General features: G+C 72.8%; 20 protein-coding genes and 1 pseudogene. 12 read left to right on the forward strand and 9 right to left on the reverse strand.

What is annotated here, in order from left to right; translation table 11 throughout:
• Window positions 1–159 precede the first annotated feature (159 nt).
• Window positions 160–843 (forward strand): DUF4230 domain-containing protein, encoded by a 684-nt coding sequence (locus tag OHA81_RS29660; protein ID WP_329200985.1) that lies wholly within the window; start codon window positions 160–162, stop codon window positions 841–843.
• Window positions 844–930: 87 nt separating this feature from the next.
• Window positions 931–1,679 (forward strand): annotated as a pseudogene (locus OHA81_RS29665) (ZIP family metal transporter).
• Window positions 1,680–1,782: 103 nt separating this feature from the next.
• Here OHA81_RS29665 and OHA81_RS29670 read toward each other — a convergent pair.
• Entirely contained in the window at window positions 1,783–1,986 is a 204-nt protein-coding gene (locus OHA81_RS29670) for a hypothetical protein (RefSeq protein ID WP_329200987.1), read from the reverse strand.
• Window positions 1,987–2,356: 370 nt separating this feature from the next.
• Here OHA81_RS29670 and OHA81_RS29675 point away from each other — a divergent pair, with 370 nt between their 5' ends.
• Window positions 2,357–2,848, forward strand: a complete 492-nt coding sequence (locus OHA81_RS29675; protein ID WP_329200989.1) for a flavin reductase family protein — start codon at window positions 2,357–2,359, stop codon at window positions 2,846–2,848.
• Window positions 2,849–2,861: 13 nt separating this feature from the next.
• Here OHA81_RS29675 and OHA81_RS29680 read toward each other — a convergent pair whose 3' ends face one another.
• The 4 genes from OHA81_RS29680 to OHA81_RS29695 all read right to left on the reverse strand — a co-directional run bounded on the left by OHA81_RS29680 (window position 2,862) and on the right by OHA81_RS29695 (window position 4,669).
• Window positions 2,862–3,218, reverse strand: coding sequence for a DUF6817 domain-containing protein (locus OHA81_RS29680; protein ID WP_443056804.1), 357 nt, complete (start codon window positions 3,216–3,218; stop codon window positions 2,862–2,864).
• Window positions 3,136–3,426 (reverse strand): DUF6817 domain-containing protein, encoded by a 291-nt coding sequence (locus tag OHA81_RS29685; RefSeq protein ID WP_329200993.1) that lies wholly within the window; start codon window positions 3,424–3,426, stop codon window positions 3,136–3,138. Before OHA81_RS29685 ends, OHA81_RS29680 begins: the two co-directional genes overlap by 83 nt.
• A 17-nt stretch (window positions 3,427–3,443) precedes the next feature.
• Window positions 3,444–4,049 carry a GNAT family N-acetyltransferase gene (locus tag OHA81_RS29690; RefSeq protein ID WP_329200995.1) on the reverse strand — a complete coding sequence of 202 codons (606 nt, stop codon included), beginning with the start codon at window positions 4,047–4,049 and terminating at the stop codon, window positions 3,444–3,446.
• 206 nt (window positions 4,050–4,255) lie between these two features.
• A complete protein-coding gene (locus OHA81_RS29695) occupies window positions 4,256–4,669 on the reverse strand; it encodes a rodlin (RefSeq protein ID WP_329200997.1) in 414 nt (137 codons plus the stop codon).
• Window positions 4,670–4,834: 165 nt separating this feature from the next.
• On the opposite strand from OHA81_RS29695, the gene OHA81_RS29700 reads away from it, so the two are divergent.
• Together OHA81_RS29700 and OHA81_RS29705 are read left to right on the forward strand one after the other, a co-directional pair.
• The gene (locus OHA81_RS29700) at window positions 4,835–5,353 is read left to right on the forward strand and encodes a GNAT family N-acetyltransferase (RefSeq protein ID WP_329200999.1); all 519 of its coding nucleotides are present in this window, start codon (window positions 4,835–4,837) and stop codon (window positions 5,351–5,353) included.
• A 114-nt stretch (window positions 5,354–5,467) separates the two neighbouring features.
• Window positions 5,468–6,706, forward strand: a complete 1,239-nt coding sequence (locus OHA81_RS29705) for an MFS transporter (protein WP_329201001.1) — start codon at window positions 5,468–5,470, stop codon at window positions 6,704–6,706.
• 4 nt (window positions 6,707–6,710) lie between these two features.
• Here OHA81_RS29705 and OHA81_RS29710 read toward each other — a convergent pair whose 3' ends face one another.
• Complete coding sequence (locus tag OHA81_RS29710; RefSeq protein WP_329201003.1) at window positions 6,711–6,935, reverse strand: hypothetical protein; 225 nt, start codon at window positions 6,933–6,935, stop codon at window positions 6,711–6,713.
• Window positions 6,936–7,134: 199 nt separating this feature from the next.
• On the opposite strand from OHA81_RS29710, the gene OHA81_RS29715 reads away from it, so the two are divergent.
• From OHA81_RS29715 to OHA81_RS29725, 3 genes are all read left to right on the forward strand, one after another.
• Window positions 7,135–8,493 carry an MFS transporter gene (locus OHA81_RS29715; protein ID WP_329201005.1) on the forward strand — a complete coding sequence of 453 codons (1,359 nt, stop codon included), beginning with the start codon at window positions 7,135–7,137 and terminating at the stop codon, window positions 8,491–8,493.
• Between the two features lie 71 nt (window positions 8,494–8,564).
• Window positions 8,565–9,278 (forward strand): response regulator transcription factor, encoded by a 714-nt coding sequence (locus tag OHA81_RS29720; RefSeq protein WP_329201007.1) that lies wholly within the window; start codon window positions 8,565–8,567, stop codon window positions 9,276–9,278.
• Complete coding sequence (locus OHA81_RS29725) at window positions 9,275–10,663, forward strand: HAMP domain-containing sensor histidine kinase (RefSeq protein WP_329201009.1); 1,389 nt, start codon at window positions 9,275–9,277, stop codon at window positions 10,661–10,663. The genes OHA81_RS29720 and OHA81_RS29725 overlap by 4 nt, the downstream gene beginning before the upstream one ends.
• Before the next feature lie 6 nt (window positions 10,664–10,669).
• Here the strand turns inward: OHA81_RS29725 and OHA81_RS29730 are convergent, their stop codons facing one another.
• Window positions 10,670–11,650: a TAXI family TRAP transporter solute-binding subunit gene (locus tag OHA81_RS29730; protein WP_329201011.1), complete on the reverse strand. Its 981-nt coding sequence runs from the start codon at window positions 11,648–11,650 to the stop codon at window positions 10,670–10,672.
• 114 nt (window positions 11,651–11,764) lie between these two features.
• Here OHA81_RS29730 and OHA81_RS29735 point away from each other — a divergent pair, with 114 nt between their 5' ends.
• Window positions 11,765–12,088 carry a nuclear transport factor 2 family protein gene (locus OHA81_RS29735; protein WP_329201014.1) on the forward strand — a complete coding sequence of 108 codons (324 nt, stop codon included), beginning with the start codon at window positions 11,765–11,767 and terminating at the stop codon, window positions 12,086–12,088.
• 24 nt (window positions 12,089–12,112) lie between these two features.
• Here the strand turns inward: OHA81_RS29735 and OHA81_RS29740 are convergent, their stop codons facing one another.
• Window positions 12,113–13,312: a glycosyltransferase 87 family protein gene (locus OHA81_RS29740; RefSeq protein WP_329201016.1), complete on the reverse strand. Its 1,200-nt coding sequence runs from the start codon at window positions 13,310–13,312 to the stop codon at window positions 12,113–12,115.
• Window positions 13,313–13,406: 94 nt separating this feature from the next.
• On the reverse strand, window positions 13,407–13,601 hold the full coding sequence (locus OHA81_RS29745) for an antitoxin (RefSeq protein WP_329201017.1): 195 nt from the start codon (window positions 13,599–13,601) through the stop codon (window positions 13,407–13,409).
• 300 nt (window positions 13,602–13,901) lie between these two features.
• On the opposite strand from OHA81_RS29745, the gene OHA81_RS29750 reads away from it, so the two are divergent.
• The 3 genes from OHA81_RS29750 (at window position 13,902) to OHA81_RS29760 (ending at window position 16,868) form a co-directional block, all read left to right on the forward strand.
• Entirely contained in the window at window positions 13,902–15,134 is a 1,233-nt protein-coding gene (locus OHA81_RS29750; RefSeq protein ID WP_329201019.1) for a serine hydrolase domain-containing protein, read from the forward strand.
• Window positions 15,135–15,286: 152 nt separating this feature from the next.
• Window positions 15,287–16,309, forward strand: a complete 1,023-nt coding sequence (locus OHA81_RS29755) for a winged helix-turn-helix domain-containing protein (RefSeq protein ID WP_329201021.1) — start codon at window positions 15,287–15,289, stop codon at window positions 16,307–16,309.
• Between the two features lie 112 nt (window positions 16,310–16,421).
• Entirely contained in the window at window positions 16,422–16,868 is a 447-nt protein-coding gene (locus OHA81_RS29760) for a peptidase inhibitor family I36 protein (RefSeq protein ID WP_329201023.1), read from the forward strand.
• Window positions 16,869–16,918: the final 50 nt, after the last annotated feature.

Below are 16,918 nucleotides of genomic sequence, written 5' to 3' on the forward strand. Positions count from 1 at the left end.
AGCTTCCTCGGGGCGGGACCGGCCGCTTGTGCCCGCAATGCCCCGCCGCATGCGAACGGGCACCGGGCGCCGCCAAGCGCCTTGTACCGCCGGGGACTTGAGACGCACCTGGTCACATCCGGCGGAGGTGGAGGGCAGTCCACGGGGTACACGGAAGGCATGGAGACCTCTTCGCGTACCTCCGAGCAGCCGGTCACCCCGCAGCGCCGGGGCAGGATGCCGTGGTGGGCACTGGTGGCCGGGGGACTGGCCCTGCTCGTGGCGTTGTTCGTGGTCGCGGGTCGTTTCAGCCTGCTCCCGGGCCTCGGCGGGCTGTTCGGCGAGGACACCCGGGACCGCTCCGGTCCCGCACTGCTCAAGTCGATCCAGGACATGCACCGCTACGAGGGCGCGGTCGGCAACTTCCAGGTGGTGGTCGACCTGGAGAAGGACGCGGCCTTCCTGCCGGACGCGATCCGCGGGACCCGCACGCTGTACGTCGGCGCGGGCGCGGTCAGCGGATACGTCGAACTGGGCGGCCTCGGAGAGAAGAGCGTCACGGTGAACGACGACCGGACCGAAGCCTCGATCCGGCTTCCGCACGCGACCCTCGGCCCGGCCGCCCTCGACCCCGACCGCTCCTACGCCGCGTCGAAGCAGCGCGGCCTGCTGGACCGGCTCGGCGACTTCTTCTCCGACAACCCGGCCGGTGAACAGGCCGTACAGCGCCTGGCCGTCCAGCACATCACCGAGGCGGCCCGCGACAGCGGCCTCGCCGCCCGCGCGGAGCAGAACACCACGGCGATGCTGGAGGGCCTGCTGCGCTCGCTCGGCTTCCGCAAGGTGAGCGTCAGCTACGGGTGACCCGCGGTCTCGGGCGGCGCCGTCCGGAGTGGGACCGGGCCCGCCTGGGCAGGGGGGCGGTGACGCACACGGGCGAAAGGACGGGTCATGGCGGGAGCGCTGGTCGCAGGAGGATGGGGACTGTTCGCCGGAGCCGCACTGCTGGTGGGCGCGGCGGTGGGATCACTGTTCCGGGTCCCCGCCCAGTGGATCGCGCTGATCATGGCCTTCGGCAGCGGGGTACTGATCTCCGCCGTGTCCTTCGACTTGATGGCCGAGGCGTACGAACAGGGCGGCGTCGTGCCCACGGCCTGCGGGGCCGTGGCGGGTGCGGCCGCATACTCCCTGGCCAACGTGCTGCTCGCCCGGCACGGAGCCCGGCACGCAAACGGTCGGGCGGCCGCCAGCCGTCGGAGGAGGAACAGCGGGGCTCGGGCAATGCGATCGCCCTGGGCGCGCTGCTCGACGGCATCCCGGAGTCGGTGGTGATCGGCACCAGCCTGCTCGGCGGAGGCAGCGTGGGGCTGGCCACGGTCGCGGCCGTCTTCATCAGCAACGTCCCCGAAGGCATGGCCAGCGCGGCCGGCATGAAGCGGGCGGGACGCAGCCGGACCTACGTCTTCACGCTGTGGGCGGTCATCACGGTGATCTCCGGCCTCGCGGCACTGGCCGGATACACGCTCCTCGGCGGTGCGTCCCCGAGCGTCTTGGCGGCGATCACCGCGGTGGCCGCCGGGGCCATCCTCGCCATGATCGCGGACACCATGATCCCTGAGGCGTTCGAGCAGGCGCACCTCCTCACCGGGCTCACCACGGTGCTGGGGTTCCTGATCGCCTTCGTCGTGTCCCACGCCTGAGGGCCGTCCGATGGCCGCGCGCGGCCGAACGGCCCGACCGGGGTCCGGTGCGGACGAGGGCGTGGCCCGGAGCGGACTCCGGGCCACGCACGTGCTCGGACCGTCAGCGCCAGTCGATGCCCGCCCACTCGCAGCCGCCCGCGAAGCCCGGGTTGCCGTGGTTGACGCCGCCCGCCAGGTAGCAGGCGCCGTGGTGCGCCGAACCGCCGTTGTGGTCGTCGTCTCCGTGGGCGAGCGCTGTGGCGGCGCCCCCGAGGACCATGGTGGCGGCGAGGGCGACGGTGGTGACTGCGGCGCGAATGCGCATGGCTACTCCTTGAGTAGGGAGGGGTTGGTGTGCTCATCAGAAATCACCCCTGCCGCTGCCCCGGAAACACGCCCTGCGTCGGATGGGCGAGCGGGCCACGGGGGTGGGCGCCGATCCGGTTGCGCGAGCCCGAACTGCCGTGCGCGGACCCGGCTGCCGAAGTCCCGGGCCACGGGTGTCCGTGGCCGCACGGGGCCCCGCGACCGCGGCAGCGGGAAGGGCGACATGCCGCCGTTCGGCCCAATGTCACCGACGGGCGAGCCGCTCCACCTGTTGGAGGGAGCGCCCGGCGGTTGGACGCCCGCGCGCTGGGTAGCCGCCGCATGCCGGGCTCGGGCCGAGCCGGGCGCGACGACCTGAGGAGCTGCGAATGGCGGAGCTGGACCTGGATCCGTTCACCGACGTGATCGACGGCCCCATGTACGTGGTCACGACCGCGGCGGACGAAGAGCAGGCGGGCTGCCTCGTCGGCTTCGCCTCGCAGTGCTCGATCGACCCCGCGCGCTACATGGTGTGGCTGTCCAAGGCCAACCACACCTTCGGTGTCGCCCGCCGGGCCACCCACCTCACCGTGCACGTCCTGCGGCGCGAGCAGCGCGAGCTGGCCAGGTGGTTCGGCAGTGAGACCGGCGACCGCGTGGACAAATTCGAGCGGGTCTCCTGGCGCCCGAGCGAGGCCGGCACCCCGGTGCTCGCGGAAGCCTGCGCGTGGTTCGTCGGGCGGATCGAGGAGCGCGTCCCGGGCGGTGACCACGTCGGTTTCCTCCTGGCCCCGACCGAGCAGTCCCCGCCGGTCCAGGGAGCGCCCGCGCTGCTGCGGTTCAGCGACGTGAAGGACTTCGAGCCGGGCCATCCGGCCTGATCGCAGGTTCCTCTCAGCGGCGGTCCTGCGGCGGACCGAGTACGGCCGTGCAGTCCTGCCACGCCTGCGGGCCGAGCAGCGGACGGAGCCGGGTGAAGAAGGCCAGGAGGTCGGCGCCCGACCTCTCGCGGAAGCCCGCGTCGACACGGGCGATGTCCAGCTCGTTGGCGGCCGAGAGCTCCGCGAAGTCCCGGCGCAGGCGGAGCGTGGGGACGAAGGTGCGGCCGGTGAACCGGTCCCGGAACGCCGCGTCGGCGTCGGCGAGCGCCGGGTAGGAGAAGCCGCGGTCACAGCTCGCGTAGAGGTACACGACGGACTCGGCCTCGGCGCCGATCAGTGCCGTGAGCCGGGAGCGCTCCGCGAGGGGCAGCGCAGCGGTGGCGAACGCCGTCCGTGCCGTAGAACGCGTGGCACAGCCCGGCGAGTTGCAGCGCGGGCCGGGCCCGCCAGTGTTCCAGCTGCTGCTGGACCCGTTGCAGGTGCGCGCCGAGGGTGCCGCCGGGATGAGGGGCGGCCGAGACCCCGAGGTCGTCCAGGAGGCGCAGGACGGCGCAGACGAGGGCGGCGGGAAGCGGCATCTGCACCACACCTCAGGTCATCGGGTGTCGTCGGACGGCCAGGGATCGCCCTGGACGCGTGCGTGAAGGTGCTCGTCGTGCCACCCGTCCGCGTGGAGCAGGGCGCTGCGCATCACGCCCTCCAACGGGAAACCCGCCCTCGTCGCGACCCTGCACGACGCCGGGTTGGCAACGGAATGCGTGATCCGCAGGCGGTGCAGGCCCAGTTCGTCCACGGCCCAGCGGCTGATCCGGACCGTCGCGTCGACCATGACCCCGTGTCCCCGCCCGTCCGGCAGCAGCCAGTACAGGAACTCGGCGCCACCTGCCCGCAGATCCATGTCGGCCAGCCCGATCAGCCCCACGGGCCGGCCCTCCTCGGAGCGGCAGACCGCCGAGATCGCGGCTTCTTCGGCCTGCCAGCCCTGTCGCCAGCGCGCGATCTTCCCGACCGCCGCGTCCGGCGTGAGGTCCACGGGCCGGTTCCACTGCCGGACCTCGGGGTCGCGGCAGGAGGCCACGAGGACGTCGGCGTCGGCGGGCCGCCACGGACGCAACACGAAGCCACTCGCGAGGCGGAAGGAGGGCTGCCCGCCGCCACTCATCCGGCCGGCCGGGACCACGGGGGCTATCGGAGCGATCATCAGAGCATCATGCCGAAGTGCGGCGACGGCCACCACCCCGCCGTGCGGCCAGGCAGAAGCCCCGGCCTCCTCGCGGAGGCCGGGGCGGTTCGCCGCGCGTGCCGACTGCGCGCCGGGCCGGTGGGCGCAGCAGTTGGCTGGCCGGGCCGGTCGTGGTGTTCGTGCGGACGCCCACGGCCGGCCCGCTCGCCGGTGCCAGGGGCAGGTCAGCTGTTGGCGGACAGGTTCCCGGACAGGACGGGGATGTTGTCCAGGATGTGCGACAGCGACTCGTCGCCCTTGGCCTGGGTGGAGTTCTCGGTGCACTGCTGGTTCTGCGGGTTGGACAGGACGTTGATGTCCTGGACACCGATGTTGGCGATGATCGCCACCAGGGACTGGGCGTTGAGCTTGGCCGGCAGGCCGATGCAGGGCTTGTTCAGCGTGCCCTGGACCAGGCTCAGCTGCGGGCTCATGGCGCCCTCGGTCTTCTGGTTGCCGTAGATCTGCGCGGCGCCGTTGCCGTTGACGGTGTTGACCCCGTTGTCGTTGCCGATGGCCATGGCCGGGGCGGCGACGGCAGCGCCCGCGCCGATCGCGGCGGCGGTGGCTGCTGCGGTGATCATCATGTTCTTCAGCATTCTCGCGCGTTCCTTAGCTTGAGCGGAAAAGTGCCCCCTGACGGGGAAGTCGCCCTGCCTAACGCGGGAGTGCCCGCCGATGTGGCGGCATGTCACCCGATCGCGCGTGCACCGGCTCCGCAAAAGGAGTTCGGCCCGGCACGCGCACCGGCTTAGGGTGATGTGATGGTTGAGGTTCGGGAGATGCGGGAAGCCGACGTCGACGCCGTCTCGGCGGTCCGCGTGAGGGGCTGGCAGTCCGCGTACGCCGGGATCGTCCCCCAGGGGTACCTGGACGCGATGACGGTCGAGGGCGATGCGCGACGGCGCCGGGCGTGGTTCGCCGATCCGCTGCGGAAGTCGACGGAACTCGTCGCCCTCGACGCCGACGGCGCGCTCGTGGGCTGGATCAGCTCCGGTCCGTACCGGGGGTCCGCCGAGGCCCGGACCGGGGAGGTCTACGCCCTCTACGTCCGGCCCGACCGCATCGGCAGGGGAGTCGGCCGCGCCCTGCTCGGTGTGGTCCACGCGCGTATGGCGGCGCAGCGGTTCGAGGCCCTGGCCCTGTGGGTCCTCGATGACAACCGTCAGGCCAGGGGTTTCTACGAACGTGCCGGCTACCGGCCCGACGGCGCGACCCAGGAGGACGACTACGGCGACGTCGCGCTCACCGAGCTCCGCTACCGACGTCCGCTGGACCGGTGACCTTCCGAGGACGTCCGGCGTCGTCCGAGGTGGCACACGGTGTGGTAATCCGCCCTGTTCTGTGCCGTCCACCCCCGTGCGGCGGCGTGCACCGCGGGTTGTACTGTGCGCCGGGTGGCTTTCCGATCTTCCTTCTCCGTACTGCGGCACAAGCCGTTCCGTTTATTCGTCCTGGCGCGGATCATCTCGGTGAGCGGCTCGGCCATGGCGCCCGTCGCATTGGCTTTCGCGGTGCTCGGGTTCGACGGCCGGCCGGCTTCGCTCGCGATCGTGCTGGCCGGCAATACCGTTCCACAGCTGATCATGCTGCTCCTGGGAGGCGTGATCGCCGACCGGTTGTCGAAGCGGCGCGTCATCGTGTTCGGAAACCTCCTGCCGGCCCTCACGCAGGCGGGAATTGCCCTGCTCGTGGCTTCGGGAACGGCCGATGTGACACGGGTCGCCGTGTTCGCCGCCCTCGCCGGCGGCGCCTCGGCGCTCACGCAGCCCGCGATGAACAGTCTTCTCCCCGACCTCGTCGGAGCGGGTGAGGTCCAGGAAGCGAACGCCCTCATGCGGCTTCCGGTCAATGCGGTGAAAATCGTCGCGCCGGCGCTCGGCGGCCTGCTCGTCGCCCTGGTGGGACCGGAATGGACATTGGCCTGGGACGCCGCCAGTTTCGCCATCGCGGCGGCTCTGGTGAGCCGCCTCGCCATTTCCGCACCGGAAAAGCGGCAAACCTCGGTTCTACGGGATTTCAGGCAAGGATGGAGCGAATTCTCGGGCCGGCCCTGGCTCTGGTCGTACGTCCTCTCCGGAACCGTCGTCGTCGCACTGTGGCTCGGCGGCTACCAGCTCCTGGGGCCCGTGGTGACCCATGACCGGGATCTGGGCGCGGCCACGTGGGGGACCGTCCAGGGAGCCTTCGCCGTCGGCCTGTTCGGCGGAGGGTTCATATCCCTCAAGTGGAAACCCTCCCGGATCATGGTCGCGTGCGTCTGCGCGAACCTGCCGCTGGCACTCCCGCTGCTCGCCCTCGCCGCCGATGCCCCGCTCGTCGTCCTCGCGGCCGGCGCGGCGCTGGCCGGCGCCGCCCTCGACGTCGCCGTCGTCTGCTGGCACACCGCCCTGCAGGAGCAGTTGCCCCCGCAGGTGCTGGGCCGGGTGAGTGCGCTCAGCTCGACCGGTGAACTCATGGCCGTACCGCTCGGCTACCTCGCCGTGGGCGCCACGGCCACCTCCCTCGGGCCGACGTCCGTCCTCCTCGCCAGCGCCGCCGTGATGACGCTGGCCACCGTCGTCCTCCTCCTCGCCCCGAGCATATGGGCGGTACGGCGGCGGGCCCCGCAGGTGCCCGACCCCGTGGCGGCGTGACGGCTCAGCAGGGGTTCGTCGCGAACAGCTCCAGGTGGCCGCACTTGCGGCAACGCCAGGCGTCGATCTGGCGGCGAGGGCGGCCCATCAGCTTCGCCCCGCCGAACAGCCCCCGTTCCAGTGGCCCCGCGATCCACCGGGTGTACCCGGGAGCGGACTGCCCGGCGTCCTCGGCGAACCCCGGTTCGAGGTCGTCGGCACCGCAGAAAGTGCACCGCATCTGAGTCATCAGGCGAGTGTACGGACAGCGTTGCCGGCCCCGGCCGCCGGGCGGACCGCCCGCCGCGGGGCCTTTCTTAGCGGGACGTTAGATCTGCGCGCCGTCGCTTGTCCCCGTGCACCGGCCGACGCATGCTCTGGTCACTTCCCCACCGTCGGGGTCGTTCTCCTTCGCCTTCTCCCCTCGGGGACTTCCGTCTGGAGCCGCCATGTCTTCGTCCGCCGTCCTGCCCCCGGCGCCGCCCGGGGACGTCCGCAAGAAGCGCCGCCTCGCTCTCGTCGGCGGGTCCCTCGGCAACCTCGTGGAGTGGTACGACTGGTTCGTCTACGCCAGCTTCGCCATCTACTTCGCCGACTCGTTCTTCCCCGGCGACAACCCGACCACCCAGCTGATGAACACGGCGGGGATCTTCGCGGTCGGCTTCCTGATGCGCCCCGTCGGCGGCTGGATCCTCGGCCGTGCCGCCGACCGGCACGGTCGCAAGAGCGCGCTCACCCTCACCGTCGCCATGATGTCCGGGGCCGCCCTGCTCATCGCCGTCGCCCCGACGTACGGGCAGGCCGGCTACGCGGGCGCCCTCGTCCTGCTCCTCGCCCGCCTGTTGCAGGGGATGAGCATCGGCGGGGAGTACGCGGCCAGCGCCACGTACCTCACCGAGGCGTCGGCGCGCGACCGGCGGGGCCTCGGCTCCTCCTTCCAGTACGTGTCGATGACCTGCGGCCAGCTCCTGGGCCTCGGCATCCTCATCACCCTCCAGCACACGCTCACCACCGCCCAGCTCCACGACTGGGGCTGGCGCGTCCCGTTCGTCTTCGGAGCCCTGTTCGCGGTGGTCGTCTTCTGGCTGCGCCGGAGGCTCCAGGAAACCGACGCCTTCCGGGAGGAGTCGGCGGGCGCGGACGGACACGACGACAGCGCACGCGGCACGCTCAAGGCCCTGTGGCAGTACAAACGGCAGGCCGGCCTGGTCATGGCGCTCACGCTCGGCGGAACCGTGGCCTACTACACGTACACCACCTACCTGACCAAGTACCTGGTCGGCAGCGCCGGCATGGAGAAGACGACCGCCACCCTGGTCAGCTTCACCGCCCTGGCCCTCTTCGCCGTGCTCCAGCCCTTCGCCGGGATGCTGTCCGACCGGATCGGCCGCCGCCCGCTGCTGATCACGTTCGCCGTGGGCTGCACCGTCGGCACGTACCCGATCATGACCGCCCTCGGGTCCGCGTCCTCGTACTGGTCCGCGCTCGGGCTGTCCCTGCTGGCCCTGGTCATCGTCACCGGCTACACCTCCATCAACGCGGCCGTGAAGGCGGAGCTGTTCCCGACCCGGGTGCGCGCCCTGGGCGTGGCACTGCCCTACGCGATCGCCAACGCCCTCTTCGGCGGCACGGCCGAGTACGTGGCGCTGTGGTTCAAGGACAGTGGCCACGAGAAGATGTTCTTCTGGTACGTCTCCGGCTGTGCGCTCGTCTCCCTCGTCACCTACGTCCTGATGCCCGACACCCGCAACGCCGCGCTCAGCCGCGCGGAGGTGGAGGCCGACGGCCGGGTGCGGCAGCTCACGTAAGCTGCTGCACCGGTTCAACCGGTCGGGCGCGGGCTCGACCCCCGGTCCGTGCGCGACGAGGAGGACTGCCGGTGCACGCCCTTCTCGTCGAGGACGACGACCGCATGGCCCAGGCCCTCGGCACCGCACTCGCCCAGCGGGGGCACACGGTCCGCCGGGCGGCCCGGGCCCTGGACGCGCTGCGGTACGTACACGAAGCCGACTTCGTCCTGCTCGACCTCGGCCTGCCCGACCTGGACGGCCTGGAGCTCCTGCGGCGCCTGCGAACCGTCTGCGACGCGCCGTTGATCGTCGTGACCGCGCGCTGCGACGAGCGCGACATCGTGCAAGGGCTGCGGGCCGGCGCCGACGACTACGTCGTCAAGCCGTTCCGGATGGCCGAGTTGATCGCCCGCATAGACACCGTGCGCCGCAGGACGGGTTCCCCCTCGGGCCGTTCTGCGGCTCCTTCCGGCGCAGGCGGCCGGCCGGTGCGCACCGGAGACGTCGAGGTCGACCTGGCGGGGCGCACGGTCACGGTGGCAGGCCGCCACATCAGGCTCACCCGCCGGGAGTTCGACGTTTTGGCCTTCCTGGCCGCCCGCCCGGCCGAAGTGCACTCCCGCGAGGAGATCCTCGACCGGATCTGGGGGGACGCCTTCCTCGGCGCCTCACGCTCGCTGGACGTCCACGTCGCCGGAATCCGCGCCAAGACGGGCCGCTCCGCGCTCGTGCGCACCGTCCGAGGCTTCGGCTACCAACTCGGTTCCCCCGCCGCCGGTGACGGAGGGGATGGCGGGCGATGAGACGCCGGCTCCTCGCCGTGCTGATGGTGCTCATGGGCGCCGCCGCGCTGCTGCTCTGCGTCCCGCTGGCCGACGCGTACGCGCGAGGACGGACCGAGCACCTGCTCCTGCAACGGCGCTCGGAGGCGGTGCGGTTCGCCGACCTCGCCGACCGGATGCGCACCGGCGCCGACCGGTCGGAGCTGTCCGCCGAGATCAGCCGCTACGCGCAGCTGTACGGCGCCGGGGTGGTCGTCGTGGACACGGCGGGAGGGACGCTCGCACGGTCGGGACCCGCTTCCCCGGCGTCCACCGAGACGGCGGACGCCCGCCGCCGGGCCCTCACCGGCCGTTCCACCGACCGGCTGCCCACCCTTCGCCCGTGGGGCCCGGTGCGCGTCGTCGTCGCCGAGCCGGTGGGCCGCGACGAGCGGGTCAGCGGGGCGGTCCTGCTGTCCGTACCCACCGCGGCGGCCCGCCGGGACGTGACGGTCCGCTGGTCGCTGATCGCCGCCGGGGCGCTCGCCGCCTTCGCGGCGGCCGCCCTCGTCGCGGCGGGAACCGCGCGCTGGCTGATGCGCCCCGTCCTCGACCTGGACCGGGCGGTGGAAGGGCTCACCGCCGGACGCCTCCAGGCGCGGGCCGTCTCCTACACCGGACCGCCCGAACTGCGCCGCCTGCGACAGCACTTCAACACCATGGCGCAGGCCATGGCCGACGCCATCGGCCGTCAGCGGGACTTCGTCGCCGACGCCTCCCACCAGCTGCGCAACCCGCTCGCCACGCTGGTGCTCCAACTGGAGAACGTCGAGCCGCACATCGCCCCCGGCCCGGGCCGCGCCGAACACGCCCGCGCGCTGGACGAGGCGGAACGGCTGGAGGAACTGCTCGACGGTCTGCTCGCCATGGCGCGGGTGGAGTCGGGCACCGCCGAGCTGCGCGACCAGGACGTGTCCCAGGCCGTGCGGGAGCGGGTCACGGCCTGGACCCCCGTGTTCCGCGCCGCCGGCCTGGAGCTGACCGCGTCCGGCATTGCCGGGAACCTGCGGGCCACGGCCCTGCCCGACGCTACGGGCCGCATCCTGGATGCCCTCCTCGACAACGCGGTCAAGTTCGTCCCTCCCGACGGCCGCGTGGCCGTGTGCGCCGCGCGCGACGCGGACGACGGGCAGGTCGTCGTCCGGGTCACGGACGACGGCCCGGGAGTCCCGCCCGACCAACTCGACGTGCTGCTGCGGCGCTTCGGCCGCGCGCCCGAGCACCAGAACGTCCCCGGCACCGGTCTGGGGCTGGCCATCGCCGACGAGATCGCCCGCATCAGCGGCGGCCGCCTCGCCGTCACCGCGCACACGCCCCGCGGCCTGGCCTTCGAGCTGCGGCTCCCGCCCGCGCAGGCCCCGTCCTGACCCCGCTCAGCCGTACACGGACCGGTAGTACGCGACCGCACCCCCGTGCAGCGGTACGCGGCCGGTCGAGATGGCGAACCGGGGCTCGAGCCGGGCCCCCGCCGTCACCTCCCGCAGCAGGTCACCCCACCGGTCGAACACCACCGTCAGCAGTTCGAGGGCGGCCGGCTCCGGTACGTCGGCACGGGCCAGGAGGTAGTTGGCGACCCCGAGGGTACCCACGGGCTCGGCGAGACCGTACGCCCCGGCCGGGATGGTCACCGCCGTGTACACGGGGCCGTAGCGCTCCCGGAGCGGGGCCACGTACCCGTCCAGCGGTACGAACCGCAGGCCGAGCTCGCGCGACAGCGCCGTCAGTGCCGGGGTGGGCACGCCCCCCGACCAGAACAGCGCGTCGACCCCGCCCTCGCGCAGTGCCCGCGCCGAATCGGCGAGGCCCAGCTGCCGCTCGCGTGCGGGGGAGGGGTCGTCGCCCAGCCCCGCTTCGCGCAGGACCCGGCCCGCCACGACCTGCACGCCCGAACCGGGGGCGCCCGCCGCGACCGGACGTCCCGCCAGGTCCCGCACCGACCGGACCGGCCCGTCCGCCCGGGCGAGCAGGTGGGTGTAGTTCACGTAGACACGCGCCAGCGCCGTCACCGAGGCCGGGCGGGTGAACGGCTCGCGCCCCAGCGCCGCGTCCTCGGCCACGTCCGCCATGGCCAGCGCCAGATCGACGGAGCCGGCGTCGAGCTCGTGCAGGTTGTCCACGCTCGCCGAGGTGCTCACGGGAACGATCCGCAGGCGGCTGCCGCTCGCACCGACGGCCTGCGCGAGGGCTTCGCCGAACGCGTTGTACGGACCCCCCTCGGGCCCCGTCGCGAGCAGCAGCCGCCGCGCCGGACCGGAGTCCCGGGAGCATCCCGCGCAGGCGCCCGCCACGGCGGAGGCGAGGGCGCCGAGCCCGGCTCCCCACACCTGTCGACGCTTCAACTGTGCGCTGCTCACGTCAAGAGCGTAGCCAGCGGGCGGAAGGCCGACACGCGCCGAGGACCTCGAAACACGGCTTCCAGGGGTCCAGTATCGGAAGCGGAGTCTTCCCCGACAGCCACGGAGCGAGCAATGTCCCTCTATCCCGACCAGTTGACCGAACCGGCGGTGCGGGCCTTCGTCACCGCGCTGAACGCCGGGGACCGGCAGGCGTTCGCCGAGACCCTGACCCCGGGCGCCACGATGTCGGACGACGGCAACGACCGCGAACTCGCCGACTGGACGGAGCGGGAGATCTTCTCCTCCGGAGGCCACATGGACGTCGAGACGCAGACCCATGACGGCCTCGGCCTGGTGGCGGAGTTCCGCAACGACACCTGGGGCACCATGCGCACGGCGTGGCGCTTCACCGTGGAGGGCGGCAAAGTGGCCCGCTTCGAGACCGGGCAGGCCTGACGGCTCCCCTGGAACTGCGCACGATCAGCGGCTTCCGGAGGCGAGGCCGGCCGCCACCGCAACCGGCACCGGGTCGGCCCGTGGCGAAGAGGCGACGGCCGCCAGGGTGAGGGCGGCGGCCAACGGGTACGCGCAGGCGGCGAGCGCCGCGGGCCAGGGCACGGGACGGCCCGCCGGGGCCACCGCGTGCAGCACCGGGACCAGCCAGGTCCCCGCGGCCAGCGCCCATGCCACGGCGGCCGCTCTGCTCAGACGTCGTCCGCGAAGGGGGCCGTGCCGCAGCCACACGAGCGCGGGAACCACCCACACCCAGTGGTGGCTCCAGGAGACCGGGCTCGCCAGCAGGACGAAGAACTGCGCGGCCAGCAGCATGGCCAACCGATCCCCGCGCAGTACCGCGGCGCGGAGCGCGCAGGCCGTCGCGGCGGCCGCGAGGAGCACGAGCGCCGGCCACCACAGGCCGCCGGCACCGCCGTCGTGCCCGAGGAGCCGGGCCAGGCAGCCGCGCAGCGACTGGTTCTCCACCGAGGCGAGCGGCCCGATGCGTCCGCTGTCCCCGAGCAGATGCCACCAGTACCGCCAGGATTCCGCCGGGGCCACGAGAGCGGCCAGTACGACCGTCGCCGCGAAAGTGCCGGCCGCCCACCCGGCGGCCCGGCGCCGGCCCGCCGCCAGCAGGTACAGGACGCCGCCTGCCGGGGTCAGTTTGATGCCGGCCGCGAGGCCGATGCCCGTACCGGCAGCGAGCGGGGCCGGCCGGAGCGCGGCGGCCAGCGACAGGGCGGCGAGCGGCAGACTGACCTGGCCGAGCGCGAGCCCGTGGAGTACGGGTTCCAGCCACAGCACGGCTGCCGACCACAGGAAGACGCGGGCGGGCTCGGCCGCCCGGTCCGGACGCAGCAGTGCGAACGAGCCACGGACGAGGTACGTCGTCGCGGCGAGGGACAGCAACTGCCACAGCACCTGCGTCAGCCACCACGGCACGTGGGCCAGGGGCAGGAACACCAGGGCCGCGAAGGGCGGATAGGTGAAGGGGAGCGGCAGGGCCCCCGGGTCGGAGCGGGCCAGCCGGAAATCGTAGAGGTGGCCGGTCAGTACGCCGGGCGCCCCCTCCCGGTAGACCCTGAGGTCGAACATGTCGGCCGCGAAGAAGGCGACCGTCAGGTGCGCGACCGCTGAGCACGCCACGATCAGCGTGGCGTGGCGCGTCAGCCAACTCGTCATGCCGGCCATCATCCCGCGTCCCCCGCCGGCACACCCGCACCGTGAACCACACCGGCGCGGGTGGCCGCCCGACTACCGCACGCGGGCTTTTCGGCTACCGGGCGGGCGGCGGCGGAGGAGTGTCGTCCGGACCGAGGCGCCGCTTGAGCTGTTCCTGCGCCATGTCGGTCTGCGTGCGGTACTTGCCCTGGGTCCTCCCGTCCACGTAGTCCCCGGCCTTGTCGATGCCCTGGCCGGCTTGCTTCTCGTGTCCCTTGAGCATCTGCTTGAGCTTGTCCATCATGGACATGGCTGATCTCCTTCGCTTCGTGGTCCAGCGCTCCCAGAGTGATCCCGCGCCCCGCGATCCGCATCCGGGACCGCGTGGCGAGCGCCGCCGCAGAAGCGCCTGCCCCGGCCGGTTGACCTGCCCGTTCTCCACCCGGAACGCATCGGGAGCCTCTGCTTCGCGCGACTTCGGGTATCCGGCCCCGGGCGGCTCGGCTTCCGGGTGCGGGACCGTCCTCGATCACCGGGTCACCGCGCGGGCGGAACGGGGCGGACCTACCCTTGTGCTTGCTCGGGTCCTCGTACGACTGGAGGCCAGGCCGTGAAGCCCTACCGCATTCGGTTGCGCCGGGCCTGTGTGGCCGCCGCCGCAGCAGGTCTGCTCATCGCCCCGGCCGCCGCGGCGGGTTCCGCGCACGGGGCGACCGACGCGGCGCCATCCGCCCCCGCCGCCCCTTCCCCCTCCCCGGACGGGGACTTCGCACGGCTCACCCCGGCCGTCGCGGCGAAGCTCGACGCCGCCATACGCCAGGTGCTGCGCGAGGCACGAGTGCCGGGAGTGACCGTGGGACTGTGGGCGCCCGGCAAGGGCAGCTACGTGAAGTCCTTCGGCGTGGCGGACAAGGCCACCGGCGCACCGATGACGAGCGGCCTGCGCGTACGCATCGGCAGCGAGACCAAGACGTTCACGGTCACCGCCCTCCTCCAACTCGTCGGCCGGCACGAGGTCGGCCTGGACGACCCGATCGGCAAGTACGTCGCGGGCGTTCCGAACGGGAACCGCATCACGCTGCGCGAACTCGCCGGCATGCGCAGCGGGCTGTTCAACTACAGCGAGGACGCGGACTTCGACAAGGCGCTCACCACCGACCCGGACAAGCCCTTCACACCACAGCAGTTGCTCGACTACAGCTTCAAGCACGGTGTGCAGTTCGCGCCGGACGCACAGTTCGACTACTCCAACACCAACCTGATCCTCCTCGGCCTGGTGATCGAGAAGGTCACCGGGCGGCCTCTGAACGACGTCATCACGCGGGACGTCGTCGGGCCGGCGGGGCTGCAGCACACGCTCTTCCCCACGGGCGCGCAGTTCCCGGAGCCCCACGCGCAGGGCTACACCGACCAGACGGCCTCCGGCAAGATCGAGAACGCGACCGACTGGGACCCCTCCTGGGCCTGGGCCGCCGGAGCGATGATCTCCGACCTCCAGGACCTGCGCAGTTGGGCCCACACCCTGGCCACCGGCGCACTGCTGACGCCCGAGACGCAGGCCCAGCGTCTCAAGACCAAACCGATAGGCGTGCCGGGCGCCTCCTACGGGCTGGGCATCTTCAACGTCCAGGGCTGGATCGGCCACAACGGCTCGCTGCCCGGTTACGAAGTCCTGGCCGTCTACCTGCCCCCGGCGCGGGCGACGATGGTCATCGTCCTCAACACCGACGTCCTGCACGACGGCCAGGAGCCGAGCACGCTGTTCGGCGAGGCGGTCACCCGGATCGTGACTCCCGAGCACGTCTACCCCGGCCACGAACCCTCCGCGCCCAAGGGCAGCTGACCGGCCGCAGCGGCGCGGAAGGTCCGGAAACGCCGTTGAAGCGACGTCGGCGCGCGCAGGACAATCGCCCCGCCGCCACGCGAGCGGCCGGCCGCGCGTGACACCGCAACAGCGTCGCGTCGCCGTACGTCTCGGGGTCAGCGGGGCCAGTGGTGCTGCGTATCCATTTCACCGCGGACGATCTCGTCCGCACCCGAGTGGCCACCACGATCGGGGCCGCGGCGGAGACGTACTACAGCCTGGAGATGCTGAACAGGCGCTCCCTCCCGGCGCCCTTCCACCACTGGCGCGCGAGGGTGGCCGGGCGATTGCCGCAGGCCGCCAGGCCGCTCACCGTGCTCCTGCCGGACCGGGGCCCCGGCCTCGACCTGCTGGCGCTGGCGGGGGACTCGCCCGACGTGGACCAGGCCGTCGACGCCCTGCTGCGCGCTCCGCGCGCACGCGTACGACGGGAGCTGGAGCCGGTCGCCTTCGCCCCCCTCCACACCTCCTGGGCGCGGCTCGTCGCCGACGGGGACCCCGAAGCGCGCGGCCAACTGGCGACGGCCCTCGCGGCCTGCCACGGCGTGACGGTGGGGCCGTACTGGGCGGCCGCCCGCTCACGCCTCGACGCGGTACGCGCCCAGTACGCCCGCACCTTCCTCGAGCGCGGCGTCGAAGGCCTGCTGACCTCGCTGTGCCCGCCGCTGGTGCGCTGGATCCCGCCCGTGCTGGAGGTCCGCCACCCCCGCCCGGTCGACGTCCACCTGGGCGGACGCGGGCTCGTCCTCGCGCCGACGGTGTTCTCCTGGCGCGAGCTCAGCCTCCTGTACGACCCGTACGACGACGAAGCGGTGCCCCGGCTGACCGTACCGGCGGTGACCGACCCGGCGGACGGCTCCGCCCTGTGGCACGGCGGCAACGGCACGACCGCCGACGAGGCCCTGGGCACCCTGCTCGGGCGCACCCGGGCCACCGCGCTACGCGTGGTCGCGGACGGCTGCGGCACCACCGAGCTCGCCCGGCGGCTCGGAGTCACCCCGGCCGCGGCGAGCCAGCACGCCACGGCCCTGCGGGGCGCCGGCCTCATCGCCACGAGCCGTCGGGGCGGGCGCGCGCTGCACGTGACGACCGCCCTGGGACGTGAACTGCTCGGCGGGACGTGGCAGGGCGCGGGAGACGGCGCCCCCCTTTAAGCGGTGGCTTAAGCCCGTGGCCACCGCGGCCCGGTCGTCAGCAGGATGCGTACCGGCACCGCCCGCACGCCCGGCCCGTCACCACAACCACCACACACGTGGGAGCACGCACATGACAGCCTCAACGAGTTCACCCGCCACGAAGTCCCGCCCGCGCCGCGCAGGGGAGCGCGCCGCGCTGCTCCTGGGCGCTGCGCTGATCGCCTTGGCCACCGCCCAGGCGCCCGCGTCGGCGAGTTCCGGCCAGTGCGCCGACAACCGCCTGTGCGCCTGGTCCGACGCGGACTACGGCGGCATCTTCACCGCCTACACGGCCTCCGCACCCGCCCTCGGCGGCGACAACGACCGGTTCGACTCCCTGTGGAACCGCAACAGCGTGTCTTGGTACGTCTACGTCGACGCCTACAACAGGGGCGCCAAGTACTGCGTACGGCCCGGCTATGCGGTGTCGAAACTCGGCGACTGGTTCGGCCTCCACGACCAGATCTCGTCCGTACAGAAGCTGGGCAGCTCGTCCTGCGGGACGGCCACCCCGATCGGCTCCTACAAGGGCTCCTAGAACCCGTCGTCGCGCCGTCCCACCACGCGCGACCGTTCACCCTCCTGGAC

The organism is Streptomyces sp. NBC_00667, from assembly GCF_036226825.1.
In the GTDB taxonomy this organism is placed as follows: Bacteria; Actinomycetota; Actinomycetes; order Streptomycetales; family Streptomycetaceae; genus Streptomyces.